General features: G+C 41.1%; 10 protein-coding genes, 1 tRNA gene and 1 other RNA gene. 5 read left to right on the forward strand and 7 right to left on the reverse strand.

Going from position 1 to position 13,870, the window contains the following annotated elements:
* Positions 1-209: 209 nt before the first annotated feature.
* The 4 genes from rnpB to ettA form a co-directional block, all read right to left on the reverse strand.
* An RNA gene (gene rnpB, locus BANH1_RS07115) (RNase P RNA component class A) lies at positions 210-601 on the reverse strand.
* A gap of 95 nt (positions 602-696) precedes the next feature.
* A complete protein-coding gene (locus BANH1_RS04525) occupies positions 697-1,209 on the reverse strand; it encodes a lytic transglycosylase domain-containing protein (RefSeq protein ID WP_015398232.1) in 513 nt (170 codons plus the stop codon).
* Between the two features lie 616 nt (positions 1,210-1,825).
* On the reverse strand, positions 1,826-2,197 hold the full coding sequence (locus BANH1_RS04535) for a hypothetical protein (protein ID WP_015398233.1): 372 nt from the start codon (positions 2,195-2,197) through the stop codon (positions 1,826-1,828).
* Between the two features lie 737 nt (positions 2,198-2,934).
* Positions 2,935-4,584 (reverse strand): energy-dependent translational throttle protein EttA, encoded by a 1,650-nt coding sequence (ettA, locus tag BANH1_RS04540; protein WP_015398234.1) that lies wholly within the window; start codon positions 4,582-4,584, stop codon positions 2,935-2,937.
* Positions 4,585-4,769: 185 nt separating this feature from the next.
* On the opposite strand from ettA, the gene BANH1_RS04545 reads away from it, so the two are divergent.
* Complete coding sequence (locus tag BANH1_RS04545; RefSeq protein ID WP_015398235.1) at positions 4,770-5,279, forward strand: hypothetical protein; 510 nt, start codon at positions 4,770-4,772, stop codon at positions 5,277-5,279.
* Between the two features lie 54 nt (positions 5,280-5,333).
* Positions 5,334-5,942, forward strand: coding sequence for a bifunctional nicotinamidase/pyrazinamidase (gene pncA / locus BANH1_RS04550; protein ID WP_015398236.1), 609 nt, complete (start codon positions 5,334-5,336; stop codon positions 5,940-5,942).
* A gap of 45 nt (positions 5,943-5,987) precedes the next feature.
* Here the strand turns inward: pncA and BANH1_RS04555 are convergent, their stop codons facing one another.
* The gene (locus BANH1_RS04555; RefSeq protein WP_015398237.1) at positions 5,988-7,040 is read right to left on the reverse strand and encodes a DUF475 domain-containing protein; all 1,053 of its coding nucleotides are present in this window, start codon (positions 7,038-7,040) and stop codon (positions 5,988-5,990) included.
* Positions 7,041-7,403: 363 nt separating this feature from the next.
* Here BANH1_RS04555 and BANH1_RS04560 point away from each other — a divergent pair, with 363 nt between their 5' ends.
* Complete coding sequence (locus BANH1_RS04560; protein WP_015398238.1) at positions 7,404-7,943, forward strand: helix-turn-helix domain-containing protein; 540 nt, start codon at positions 7,404-7,406, stop codon at positions 7,941-7,943.
* A gap of 427 nt (positions 7,944-8,370) precedes the next feature.
* On the forward strand, positions 8,371-8,550 hold the full coding sequence (locus BANH1_RS04565) for a YegP family protein (RefSeq protein ID WP_015398239.1): 180 nt from the start codon (positions 8,371-8,373) through the stop codon (positions 8,548-8,550).
* Positions 8,551-10,138: 1,588 nt separating this feature from the next.
* Here BANH1_RS04565 and BANH1_RS04570 read toward each other — a convergent pair.
* Together BANH1_RS04570 and BANH1_RS04580 are read right to left on the reverse strand one after the other, a co-directional pair.
* The gene (locus BANH1_RS04570) at positions 10,139-10,816 is read right to left on the reverse strand and encodes a lysozyme (protein ID WP_015398240.1); all 678 of its coding nucleotides are present in this window, start codon (positions 10,814-10,816) and stop codon (positions 10,139-10,141) included.
* Positions 10,817-12,832: 2,016 nt separating this feature from the next.
* Positions 12,833-12,909 (reverse strand) — tRNA-Ile (locus BANH1_RS04580).
* A gap of 169 nt (positions 12,910-13,078) precedes the next feature.
* Here BANH1_RS04580 and BANH1_RS04585 point away from each other — a divergent pair.
* On the forward strand, positions 13,079-13,831 hold the full coding sequence (locus BANH1_RS04585; protein WP_015398241.1) for an SIMPL domain-containing protein: 753 nt from the start codon (positions 13,079-13,081) through the stop codon (positions 13,829-13,831).
* Positions 13,832-13,870: the final 39 nt, after the last annotated feature.

The raw sequence follows: 13,870 nt of genomic DNA on the forward strand, positions 1-13,870 counted from the left end.
AATCGATAGCTGCCAACAGCAAAGGATGTCGTCACAACAAAAATTTCAACTCTCATGCTCACTATAATCAATGAAAGAAAATTGAGTTAAAATCGACCTGATGCATATATTAGCTTATCGCATTTAAAGAAATGTTATGATTTTTAAAAAAATTCTTTATTTAAGTGCACAATTTAATAAAAACGTGCAACCGTGAAGTTTCTATAAAGGATATCAGTCGGTCTATAAGCCGGGTTCTGTATGATAAAGCTCATAAGCTTTACATGGCAGCCATTCATCTAGGACGGATGTCACCATCCGCCTCATGCAACCTACCCGAACGACTTGCCTGGAAACTGGCTGCAAGTCGAACCTTGCGCGTCATTCCTATTCGGTCTTGCTCCCGGTGGGGTTTACCTTGCCACGCTCATTACTGAACGCGCGGTGGGCTCTTACCCCACCCTTTCACCCTTACCTGTAAAAACAGGCGGTTTGCTTTCTGTGGCACTTTCCCTAGGGTCACCCCCGCCGGGTGTTACCCGGCACCGTTTTTCCATGGAGCCCGGACTTTCCTCACCTGAACTTTTTAACACCGAACAAGCGCGGCTGCCCGACCGACTGACCTACTCCTTGTAAAACATTTTTTGTAAAGTGGAAATACCGACAACGAAACATTTCGCAAATCCCCTCAAGAAAGCTCGTTATTCCTAAAGAGTATTACCGCTTCAACGAAGCTAAATACATTTTAACTTTTTCACAATATCTGGCTGAAATGGGATTCATCTTTTTCGCAGCGTGACCAGCGTTATATTTAAGAATCGTACGACATGTATTACCGCCGCTTAATTGACGCGCCTGTGCTAGATAACGCATGCCATATTCAAGGTTAATTGCAGGATTATAAAGATCCCGCACGGGGCCGCTGAACCCGAGCCCCCGCGCGGTAGATGGTTTAATTTGCATCAAACCTATTTCACCAGCGGAACCTTTTGCACGCGCTTTATAATTACTCTCAACGCTTATAACGGCATGCGCCAAACTGACCGGTACTTTATACTTATTTGCAATTTTTTTTATGAGAGCTTCATAAGGACGAACGGACCCCCCGGAAAAAACAGCAGCTAAACTCTTAGTCGGAGCCGAAGCAACTAGTACTGCGTGAGTTTTATTTACACCGAATAAAAAAGACACAGCAAACGCCGTACTTAAAAAGATTTTCAGAAACCGCATTCCCCCCTCTTAATTAGGCTTTTAATACAATTACACTCGGCGTATTTTACTTAAAAAAAGAGCTAAAGAACGGCCCAAAAATGAAAATATTAAGACAATTGCAAAGTAACTTTCTCATGCTGCAAAAAAATTGCTAACTAAGATCAATTTTTTCATAAAAAATACCTGAACACACTGAAATACATCAATTATATAACATATACGATGGCCGAGTCGCATTCTGAAAAGACCCAGGAACCGATCCTATCTGTTGTTACGAACTATTGCCGCAGAAATTTTGTAAAGGACGAATATTAACGACTTCGCTAAAGATTTACACTATTACTGTCCCTCTGGGCGCTTTTACCTGCTTGCTGTACATGATCAGCTTTGCTTATCAGTGATGGAGCATGCCCACTGTCGTGAATTAACATAACAGGCAAGCAGCTTAAAATCCGCAAACAAAAAGCCACGGTGACCGCACTATCTTCCATATTTATGTAGTGCAGAATTAAAATTCCCATGGCAGCCCTCCGACGCTACCATAAAAACTTTTTTAATGATGCAATACGGCGAATCTGAACCCTTTAAGAACGCATAATTCTCCCAAATAATTATACAAATAGACGGCTAAAAATTAAGAAGCGCCAGCAGAAGGGTGATTTATCGCTTTCGATATAGCCTCAGCCGCGACGTGGCCGAATTTTTGTGCTTGCTCATTATTTTGGCCACTCGCGGAGGCAGCGGCGATCGCGTCCCGGCGCGCCTGTTCGATAATCTGCCGTTTTTGCTGAACACTCATCTTAGATATCTTTTCTATAGCATCTGGCGCAGATACTGCCGGCCTTTCTAACAATATATCTTCTGTCAAATTAACCTGCTGAGAGAGAGAATTACCATTAAATACAAATTGATAAGATAAAAAAACTCGGTAAACCAAAAAAGCAGATACAAAAATCAGCGATATAAACAAAATTAAAATAATAGTACGACGCCACCTAAGCTTCATCAGCTCTCACCCCAAACACTACAGTATTACAAAATATGCGATTATCTATATAAGCATTCTTGCTGTTTGACAAAGAGCAATTTCCTCGATCATCAAAGGCAATCCGGCGAAACGAAATATGGCACTTCTGACATCCCCGCCTCATCTACCATAGGCAAATCAGCGTAGATAACGTTATGTGAAAAATTTACGCCTTTTTGAGTAATCTGCAAAAATGTGATAATTCCGTTAAATTCAGACGCCGAAATTAAAACAAAAAAGCCCGACCGAAGTTATCCCCAGTCGGGCCAGACAATCTAAGGGATCCACGCGGGGGGGGGGGGAAGGCTCCCTGATCGTCCCATCACATCAACCATCAAGATAGCCGACGCAACATTCATTGCTATGGAACAAAATGTTTTAAACAACAAGAATTTCTTATCATCTTTCATAAAAAAATAATGCAAAAAGGCGTACAATCCCTAAAAAAAGGAAAAATTTAGGCAAAAAATATTAAATTTGATCCAATTTGAAACAATTTTATCCAAAATACATAAATAGGACTTTTTTGGTGCCCCGAATATCGTCGCGCTTTTGTCGTGAAAAAAGGCGTCCCCCCTAACGGACAGCGCCGCTTAACTCAACGTATTTAGTGTCAGGGCACAAGATTGCTATCCATTCTATAAAAGAGACAAAACGAATAAGATGAATTTATGCAAAAACTTATTTAACTGAACTTACACAAAAGGCAGACAATATTAACGTGTGAGAGGTTTATAATTCGTACGCTTATGATTCGCAGAATCGGGGCCAAGACGGCGTTCTTTATCTGCTTCATACTCGGCAAAGTTGCCTTCAAACCACTCTACATGACCGCCACCTTCAAAAGCTAAAATATGGGTCGCCAACCTATCAAGAAACATACGATCGTGCGATATAATCACCGCACAACCAGCAAAATCTTCTAGCGCATCCTCCAACGCACCTAACGTTTCTGTGTCAAGGTCATTTGTTGGTTCGTCAAGGAGAAGGACATTTCCTCCTTCTTTTAAAAGCTTAGCCAAATGCACACGATTGCGCTGTCCCCCTGACAAATTTGCGACCTTCTGCTGTTGATCTGCACCCTTAAAATTAAATGCACCGCAATAAGCGCGACTATTCACTTCATGTTTGCCTAATTTAATGACCTCATTGCCCCCAGAGATTTCTTCCCAAACAGTTTTATCACCTGCCAACGAATCGCGATCCTGATCAACGTAGCTCATCTGAACTGTTTCTCCGATCCGTATTTGGCCTGAATCTGGCTGTTCTCGGCCCGTTAACATTTTAAATAAAGTAGATTTTCCCACGCCATTAGCGCCAATAACCCCAACAATCCCACCAGCAGGAAGCTTAAAAGAAAGAGAATCAATTAACACACGATCACCATATGCTTTCGACAAATCACAAACTTCGATAACGACCTGTCCCAATCTTTCACCCACGGGTATAATAATCTGAGCATCCCCAGGGCGGCGCTCACGCGCTGCTTGAACTAATTCATCGTAAGCTTTAATGCGGGCCTTTGATTTTGCTTGGCGTGCCTTCGGGCTAGAAGCTATCCATTCCTGCTCACGCAATAATGCGCGCTGACGAGCTGCTTCTTCACGGCCTTCTTGCATCATACGCTTGGCTTTAGCGCCCAAATAAGCTGAATAATTGCCTTCATAAGGGATCCCTTTACCGCGATCTAATTCTAAGATCCAACCCGTTACATTATCGAGAAAATAACGGTCGTGCGTAATCAAAAGCACTGCGCCCGGATATTCACGCAAATGTCTCTCAAGCCACGACGTAGTTTCAGCGTCCAGATGGTTTGTTGGTTCGTCCAAAAGCAATAAATCAGGTTTAGACAAAAGCAATTTACAAAGTGCAACGCGCCGTCTCTCTCCACCAGAAAGTTTTGCCACATCTTCATCAGCGGGTGGACAACCAAGAGCAGCCATAGCCATTTCTACTTGATTTTCTAGGTCCCAAAGACCTTGATTATCAATAATATCTTGGAGATTAGCACTTTCATCAGCTGTTTCATCACTATAATTGATCATCAATTCATTATAACGATCTACGATGGCCTGCTTATCCGCAACACCTTCCATCACATTACCAAGCACATCTTTACTTGCATCAAGAACAGGCTCTTGCGGAAGATAGCCACAACGAGCTCCCTCAGAAAGCCATGACTCTCCCGTAAACTCCTTATCCAGCCCGGCCATAATACGTAAAATAGTCGATTTACCTGCACCATTCGGCCCTAAAATACCAATTTTAGCATCTGGATAAAAAGACAAATTGATATTTTCCAAAATCTTCTTATTACCATATACTTTGTTGAGTCCAGCCATGTGATAAATAAATTGACGTGCCATAAATTTCCCTTTAATGTTACGTGATATTGGGGGGGTTAGAACCCTGAAAAGGTTGCTTCTGTTTTCTCTCGATTTTGCAGTGAGCGGGGTCCTTATCTCTCTAACAGCTTTCCGCCCTATATTGGTATATTTTTTCTAATCTCACAAGTCCTGCAACGATTCTAAATGCAAAAGTCCCCCCTTCAATGAGCAAAAAACAAATACACTTGGCTGTTCCTGAAACATGCCATCAAGCGTTGTCTCTTTTCGCTGCACCAGACATAAAACTGTATTTTTACCGTATCAAACCAGTCTATCAATGCACCATAGAGCGGCGAGAAAAGCCGGTTCTCTACGCTCCATCGTTCCTCGCATTATGGGCTTTACATTACTCCGTACAAAACCCACACCTCTTTTCATCAATATTATGTTATGGGGAGCAACAATATTCACCTCTTGCCTTTATGTGGTTCAAACTACGTTTAAAAATTGAACGCTACCTCATGGGATCTGACGTCTCAAGCCCCATAATTACTCGAGCTTTGCGCCGACATACCGCGAATGCTGACTATAGCGCATTGCCTATTGGAACATGGCTACAATTAGCAAAAAATTACCAAAATCATCGTGAAAACTCGCCCGTTACTCTCTTTTGGCTTGATAAGCATAAAAATAGCGCTGACCTTCACCAAATGATTTTGAAACTTCAAAACTGAGATATAACCTCCGAGAATCACAATAAAAAGCAAGCTGCTCATAGGAATGAATTTATGGAAAAAAAAGCCTTGATCGTTATTGATATCCAAAATGACTTCTTGCCGAGCGGAGCACTTGCGGTACCGCAGGGTGACGTTATTATACCTATCGTTAACAATCTTATAACCCGTTTTGATCATGTTATTTTAACTCAAGATTGGCATCCTAAAGGGCATTGCAGCTTCGCTTCTTCCTATCCCGAAAAAGCAGCTTACGACACAGTTGAGCTAAACTATGGTACTCAAATACTCTGGCCTGATCATTGTGTACAAGGAGCAAAAGGTGCGGAATTTCCCGAATCTCTCGAAGCTGATAAGGCGCAACTTATTCTTCGAAAAGGTTATAATGAGAAAATCGACAGCTACTCCGCTTTTTTTGAAAATGACCAAAAAACGCCGACGGGTTTGCAATTCTATCTTAAAGAACACGGCTTCACAAAGCTAGCCATGTGCGGTTTAGCAACTGATTTTTGCGTCGGCTTTTCTGCACTCCACGCCATAAAATGTGGCTTTAAAGTCAGCGTTTTACTCAATGCATGCGCTGGTATCGACTTAAACGGATCACTAAACACAATGCTCAAAACTATGAATGAAGCTGGCGTAGAGCTTCTTATGGCCTATTAATCACCCTTTCCCGGCATACTGCTACGACAAAAAATTTCATACCGTCTAGTTGGATGCAGTATGCCCGTTTGAGTGGTTACGTCTGAAACGAACAGATGAATAAAGCGCCATTCCGATAACGCTCACACCGACAAGCCCTGTTAATTCCTCAGAAATCGGCATAACAGCTTGTGTATACATAACCACAGCGAGTGTCAAAATAGCGTAAAATGCACCATGTTCCAGATAACGGTAACGTAATAATGTCCCTGCCTTAACGAGCATGATTGTCATGGAACGTACATAAAATGCACCTATACCTAGGCCGATCGCGATGATAAAAATATTATGTGAAAAAGCGAATGCGCTGACAACTCCATCAAAAGAAAAACTAGCGTCCAGAATTTCTAAATAAAGGAATGAACCAGCTCCCCCCTTAGCAGCTGAAATCAATAAATTTTGGGGAGAATCCAAAAAAAAACTGATTGCTTCAACCATTATAAATGTTAAAAGCCCATAAAGTGCAGCAAGTAAAAAAGTCAGTTTGTCTTCTTCCGCAATTTTTCCTGAAAAAAACAATATAAAAACCAAAACAACTGCGATATTAGCCCCCGTGAGTGAACCCAATCTCTGAGCCGGTCTCTCTATAAATGCCAGCCAATGTACCTCTTTTTCGGGATCGAAGAAATATTTTAAACCGACCATCATGAGGAAAGTACCGCCAAAAGCTGCAATACTTACATGAGCATCCGTTAAGATTGCCGCATATTGATGTGGCTCACATATCGCCAATTTGACCGCTGCAATTGGATCTATCCAAGCAGCACAAGAAACTACCAAAATCGGAAAAATGATCCGCATACCAAATACTGCTATCAAAATACCCCATGTCAAAAAACGACGTCGCCACAGCTGTTCCATCCTTTCAAGAACACGTGCATTAATAATAGAATTATCAAAAGATAAAGAAATTTCCAAAATTCCTAAAACACAGCAAATGAAAAAATATTTAAAGAAACCAGTAATATGCCCTGTTTCGAGCCAACCAATGACCCCACTTAAACAGACACCAACAATTGTGAAGAAAAAAGCCCATTTAAAATAGCCTAATAGGGCCATGATTATTCCTCAGAATTCATCTTTTAAACTTATTTTTTGCCAACCAAAAAATCACATTTACCAGCAAAAATGTAGAATACGCGCAATAAGCCTATATGCGATCCGCTCTTCAAAAAACAAGAACAAAATCGGCCGAGCTTTATCATCATTTATTTAAACACAACCACTAAGCAGTAAAATACAAATAATAGTAAAACATAAAAGTTAAAACTCATTTTATATCCATTAAATTTCAAAAAAAAGAGAAATAAAAGTTACAAATATTGACTACAAATGTTAAAATTGAGTAATGAGATATTAATACATTGTGTACATTTATCGGCAAAAGCTCATACCATGATGATTTATTGAGGGAGATAATTCATGGCACGTCCTGAAACTGAAGCAAAAACTGTATTCGGAAAACGCTTACGTCATATACGCCTCGCTTTAGGGAATCCATCACGTGAGGCATTAGCTAAAAATTTTAGCATGACAAAAAACTCTATCGCTTTTTACGAGCGTGGAGAAAGAGAGCCTAATCTCAGCGTCTTACAAACGTATCGGATGCTGTACGGCGTCAATATCAATTGGCTTTTAACCGGACAAGGAAAAATGTTCGACACCGAATGCACTAAAAGTGAATTTGACTGGAATTATTTTATTAAAAAAATTGAAGGGCTTGAAGATATCCTCACCAATAATTGCCACAGCGGCAACCTAAATCAGGAAAAAATTGAAAGCTCCTATGAAAAACTACAGCAATATCTGCTAGCACAAGACATATCCAATGGCTTTAGCCCTAAAATTGCCGCCTCTTTGATTGATATGAAAGCAAAGATGGCCAGTTCTTACGCCCTTAGTCTTTTCATCGATTTACTCATTCGAAGTGTGTCACGTAAAGAAACTGTTCCTCATAAATAAATATTTGTATCGTTGAGGGAGGGCGGAACTGAAGAAATTTTGACTTTAGCGGTATGGAGAAAAGAGATGCTCTAATTTTTTCCATACTGACGGAGTTCTGCGTGCCCCGCGAGACTCACCTTTACCGTAAAGAAAACGCTGCTGCCTTGCGATGGCAAAAAGCGAATTCCCTCATTTTAAGCGAGAAAGCTGCGTTGCTCAGGTTAGCATTATACTACTCCACTTCGAAGTAGAAATTTTTACTTCATTACCCAGTAAATAGCTTTTTACTACACAATAGTATTCTCACAGAGGCTATCGGTTTAACTTAAAAAAATTTCAAGAAGGATATATTGACTCCCTTTCATGGGAACATACTTATTGCCGGTGCGGGGGTGTGTCGGGTGCTCGTCTTGTGGGGCGAGGGCTTTTTTGTGAGGTGAGAAGCGTGTGTTTTGAAATATTTCAGGGTGTTCGTGATCGATGGTACTGGCGTTTAATTTCAGAAGATGAGCGAAAGATTGCTTTCTCTAGTAAGGGTTATCTAACGAAGCAGGATATCCTAAGGGATATTGATAAAGTTAAAAAGGTCGCGCACGGCGCTTTTGTAAAAGAATTGTCGCTCTAGTATTTTTTGCGGGGCTTTTTCTTCGCGTTCTGTATAGTGGGTGCGAGGGGGGCTGGGTCTAAGTGATCGAAGAGAGCCCTTTCTTCTGTAACGGAAGACGGCGCTTTTTGAGTGGGCGGTGTGTTCCGAAAAGTGCAAAGCGAGTATCTTCGCAAGAAATTTGGCTTAATAAGCCGGCGGCGAGGCTGCCGCAAAGCCGCCGCTGAGGGGGGTGATTGTTTACAATGCGCGCTGTCTATAATGGTAACTTCCCACTCGCCCCATTAAGAACCGCTTCCTGTCTACGCCTCGGTAATATTGTTTTGGCCTGACACCCAGATAAAACCTTTTCTACCAAAAAAATTCCAAAGAAAGGCTTAATTGACCTCATTGAAAAAATTTTTATATAATAATATCTTCCTTAGAAAAGGGGCTAAAACCTAGCGCACCATTAATATTAGCACTATATCAAAGCAATAATAGCGAAGGGTGCGGGTGTATCTAATTCCTCTTTTTCATCAAAATTAGCTGCACTAACAAATAAACACGGCCCCCTCATTTTAAATATAGCAACGCCTGTTCTGATCATTGACTCACCGTTTACCGCACATTCTAAGTATGAATTAATACTCTCTTAGACTTTTATAGCTTTCCTATAAACCTACATCTTCTCGAAGTTAGACCGACAGTCACTCCTGTTATTGACCTTAAAAATAAACCCATCTTAGGACTATTTGGTAAGCAAGAGAATTTGTTAGTAAAATCACCCCACTTGGGTTTATTGCATAAAAAAGCGAAAAATTAATATAAAATACCCCCTATTATACAACCAGTCGCAAAGCTCAGCCCTTATGGTATTTCAAGATTCGGCAAGCTAATGGCAAGCTCATATTGGCCACATCCTTTGGCGTTGGGTGAATTGATGCCACCAGACACAAGATGAACCCCTATTTATCACTTACCCATTTAAGCATGCTAAAACGCACACGATTATCGCTATCTTGATTGACTGCATGCTCGACCTATGATCTTATTCGCGCGTCCCTTAAATTGACCTATATTTGCGTGCGCTTCTCTTTGTCCTGGCTAAGCTTAAATATCTTGAAGAGAGCCGATAAAAAAACGGCTAATACCGCATCGGTAATAACGAGATAGCTTTTCACTTGAGCTGAATTTTCTCTATTTTATAAGTTACAATAACGATTAAAATAAAACAGACTAAAATTTTCAAAAATGGTTTGATAAACTTAAGAACGCAAGAGCAAAGCATAAAATTTCTGTATGCCTCTTTCGTTTAGAATCAGGTCAGCTAAATGATGCTAAATTCTTCGGTACAATAGGTGAAATAAAAATTGCACCCTCTAATGTAAGCAAATCGCTCCAAAAGCGAAGTCACACAAGATGAACTTTTACGAGACACTTTTGAAAATAGATCGTGCAAAAGGCACGATAGGTATTTCGCAAAAGCGTTCTCAGCGCGCGAAGCTTTCTGCTGTTCTTTGAATAAAAAAGGCCCCCCCGCTTAGTCAATATTTATGGGTATCATTCAACGCGCTTGGCCTTGAACTAAGTTATTTAACATCAAAAATACGTTGATCGCTGGTACCCATTACGTCTCTTTTAGTCGCTTCATCGTTGCCAAAAGTCCAAGCCCGACACCCGCGAATGTTAATATTAAAAACGCATAGCGCATCATACTCACGTTCTCAACTAAAGGCTGAATCTGATGAGCCGTCTCAAGACATATAGACCCCAAGAGCCCCAAGGCCGCGAGAATAGCTGATTTGCCTTCTCTTGTCTCATGAAGCTGCTTAGGTTCAGGCTCCCCACACTCAACGTTCTGTGAAGCAACAAAGGAACCCCTCGACCATAGTCCTATTTCGGAAGCGCGGCGGTTGATCAAACCCTGCAATTTTTTTCCTCCAGAGTATACCCACCGGTTAAGTTGCTCAGGCACGCTATCATAATCACCGCTATTGAGTTTTTTAACCAAGGTGGATCCTTTAAAGGCGGCCGCCCCGATATTGAATGCAAGGGAAACGAGAGCAGCAAACTGGTTGTCGCTTAAGTCTACTTTAACTGCTTCATTAACGGCCTGTTCAAAGTGTGTGAGGTCCTTTTTTAAGAGGGTTTCGGCCTGCTGAGCCGTGATCTTATCTCCTTCTTTAACGCCGTCTGTATGGCCATAACCGATTGTCCAAGCACCTCTAATATCCTTGTAAGCCTCAAGCCGTAAGCCTTCCCATTTCTTTAATTCTTCAATCCCATCTTTGCTAATTTTTCTCATAAATATCTCCTTTCTTGAACAAAATATCCCTGATTATAAACGAAAAAGTGCGCAGTGTACCACTGTTAGGGTTATGAAATTAAGGCGATTGCTGACGTCAGGCATAATTGAGTGTATTTTATGAAGCTGGCGTGTTGGGGGCCGCTGAAGTGTGAGCTTTTTCGCGCGTCTCGATGTGCACGGTGTGACTGAAGACTGGGGCATCGGTTTAAGTTTGCGGCATATCGAGTTCGTTGATTATCAAGATTGGCGAAAGAGAGTGTATTATGACGCGCGATCTCCCTCACGCGGGTTTCATTTTACGCAATGGTTATTAAAGGGCTCGGCTTGATGGTGGGTGAAGCAGCACAGTTCTTGGCGGTGCCGCGCGCGGCTTTACGAATCCTTAAAGGGCATTTGAGCATTCAACTAATCTTGTTGTCCACCTTGAAATGGCAGGAGTAAGTGCAGCGCGCCCGTGGCTTTCGCCGCGGACTAACTTTGATCTTTGGTAAGCAAAGAAATGCAAACAGCTCCTTACACCTCCGTCCTTTAAGCATATAAATAAATCGGAATAACTTCAGAAAATTATCTGAGCTAAACTTTGAAGAGAGTTTCTGCCTTATCTAAGATTTTTTTATTACCAGATGTACGGGAGCAAGAGACGGTGATTATACGAAAGGGGGATAATGTAGCTATGAATCGCAAAGAATAGAGTCACAAGGTAATTATATTGGCCAAGAGAAGCTGAAATTCCTGAATTTATCGATAGTCTAGGTATTTTCCAGAATATTTAAAGAAGGAGAGTGGGATTATTAAGGATTAGAGAGAAAAGAGCTGCTTATCGCCTCTTCGCGTACCTTATATACCACCTTAAAGCGGGGAAACTTCAGGGGACTCGCTTTTAATTGTCCCCTGAAGTCCTTAACCCAACTTCCCATTTCATTACCTCTTCACATAGAGCCTTAATACACTACATTTAGCGTCCTCTTTTGTAAAATGATATATTTGCCATATCCATACAAAGAGAGATTATAAAAAAGAAATACGAATTTATGGCAGATTTCATAATTCATGCTTTACGTGACTTTTGTGAGGTTAAAGCCGGTGGGCAACTTAGGCGACTTTTTAGAGAGCGAAGAGAATTTATCCATACAAGCAATTGTGAAGCCGATAGTGATACGTATATCTTCAGTGATATGTGTTCTGGGAAACGTATCAGTCCCTACCGGGCATACTAACGCCAAGCATTAAATTTTGGCAATAGATTGACTTATGAAAATGAGAGAGCAATGATAAATATTCAATGCTCTATCTGAGAACAGGCACACACTCTGATTTTAACCTCCGATCTGTCTGGCTTAGGTAAAATATAATAGTGTTTTATTATACGCCCACGATTGGCGTCGAAAAACTATATTTTAAAATAAAGATGGATTTACAGCTTAGACGGAAAAAGACGCAGAAACCTATCATGCGCATTGGGCTGGTTACACCAAAGAATGTGCACGGCTTGACATTTTGCTTTATACAGGCTTGCGTCGCAATAATGTGGTTCGTATCAGTTAGAAGATGTTTAATACAGTATCTTATCTTTTAAAATAGACAAAGAGCAGCTTTTAACAGAGGTTCACTCACCATTTTTCCGGGACTTAAAAACAATTTGTAGCGTAGCGAAACGGGTTCAGATACTTTTATACGCTGTAAAAAAGGGGATTCTTTAACAAAAGAAAGCTTTGGAAACCGTTTCTGTGAGGCCTATATGCAGCCGATATTAAAAATCTGCTCATGACGCTCAAAAATAGCCGCTGCACATGCTGCAAATGCAGGTGTAACCTTAGCACAAATGGGAGCACTGTTTGGTTGGAGTAACGATTACAATAGCGTCACATTATACAAAGATAGCAGAAGAAAAAGATTAGCCACCGAGGCAATTAAAAAATTAGGGAAATGCGCAGGATAGTATTCAAAAAATGCAACAGAATCAACGGGAAAAAATCTCGCATTTTTACATAAATTGCGGATTTTACTGAAATGTGGTGGGCCCGGAGGGACTCGAACCCCCAACCAAGCGGTTATGAGCCGCTGGCTCTAACCAATTGAGCTACAGGCCCCACAGACTACACCCCTCTAAACTAAAATGCTCCGTGATACAAGAGCTGCCTGAACTATAATTAATCTTTTTCTTTTTTCCCTCAGTTTTTTCTACAATTGCCCTAATTTCTTTACAATTACCCCGAAAAATGACAAGATACCGAGGCCTACGAACATAAAGGAGCAAACATGACAAAAAAACATTTTCAGCTTTTGGGCGTTTACCGGGTTAAAGTGGCCATATTGGCAGCCTTGGCGTTTCTAACCGTTATACCATCTGCGTACGCGCTCGTTTCAGATGAAGACGTATTGAACACTCCAAATATCAGAGTTACCGCGACTGGTGAAAGTCAAGCAGTACCGGACATGGCGATTATCAATTTAGGCGTTGTTACTCACGATAAAACTGCTCAACAAGCGTTGGCGGCCAATAATAAAACCATGAACGATATCATAAATTCTTTTAAAAATAACGGAATTCATGCAAATGACCTACAAACGATGGGTTTGTCTATCCATCAATCGCAGTCGGATGAACAGCAGAAAAAAAAGGACGAGAGTGATCTCTATCAAGTCTCAAATTCTTTGACAGTACGTATCCGTAATCTTGCCGATGCCGGTAAAATATTTGATCAAGCAATAGGGTTCGGTGTCAACTCCGTCAGTAGTATCATCTTCGCTAACGTCGACACGAAGCCGTTATATGAGGAAGCTCGTAAAAAAGCCGTCACTGAAGCTATGAAACGAGCCGAAACCTTGGCGCACGCAGCTGGTGTAAAATTGGGTAAAATCCTTGAAATTAATGAATATAATTCCAGTTCGCATCGGATGTCGCGTATGATGAGCCTTCAGAGAGACGATAATGACGAAGATACAAATTTTTTAGGTGGTGAATTAAATTATAGTGTCACTGTTAATGTAGCATTTGCTATTGACAACTAAGCGGCGCTTAGTCAGTGATCGTTTATGGAGCAATTTTCT

This window comes from Bartonella australis AUST/NH1, from assembly GCF_000341355.1.
GTDB classification, from domain to species: Bacteria; Pseudomonadota; Alphaproteobacteria; order Rhizobiales; family Rhizobiaceae; genus Bartonella; species Bartonella australis.

What these genes read in the sequence shown, in the direction of transcription:
- BANH1_RS04555 (WP_015398237.1), bottom strand. Translation starts at nt 7,040, where the DNA reads ATGGCCCTATTAGGCTATTTTAAATGGGCTTTTTTCTTCACAATTGTT.
- BANH1_RS04560 (WP_015398238.1), top strand. Translation starts at nt 7,404, where the DNA reads ATGGCACGTCCTGAAACTGAAGCAAAAACTGTATTCGGAAAACGCTTA.
- BANH1_RS04585 (WP_015398241.1), top strand. Translation starts at nt 13,079, where the DNA reads ATGACAAAAAAACATTTTCAGCTTTTGGGCGTTTACCGGGTTAAAGTG.
- pncA (WP_015398236.1), top strand. Translation starts at nt 5,334, where the DNA reads ATGGAAAAAAAAGCCTTGATCGTTATTGATATCCAAAATGACTTCTTG.
- BANH1_RS04525 (WP_015398232.1), bottom strand. Translation starts at nt 1,209, where the DNA reads ATGCGGTTTCTGAAAATCTTTTTAAGTACGGCGTTTGCTGTGTCTTTT.
- BANH1_RS04535 (WP_015398233.1), bottom strand. Translation starts at nt 2,197, where the DNA reads ATGAAGCTTAGGTGGCGTCGTACTATTATTTTAATTTTGTTTATATCG.
- ettA (WP_015398234.1), bottom strand. Translation starts at nt 4,584, where the DNA reads ATGGCACGTCAATTTATTTATCACATGGCTGGACTCAACAAAGTATAT.
- BANH1_RS04570 (WP_015398240.1), bottom strand. Translation starts at nt 10,816, where the DNA reads ATGAGAAAAATTAGCAAAGATGGGATTGAAGAATTAAAGAAATGGGAA.
- BANH1_RS04545 (WP_015398235.1), top strand. Translation starts at nt 4,770, where the DNA reads ATGAGCAAAAAACAAATACACTTGGCTGTTCCTGAAACATGCCATCAA.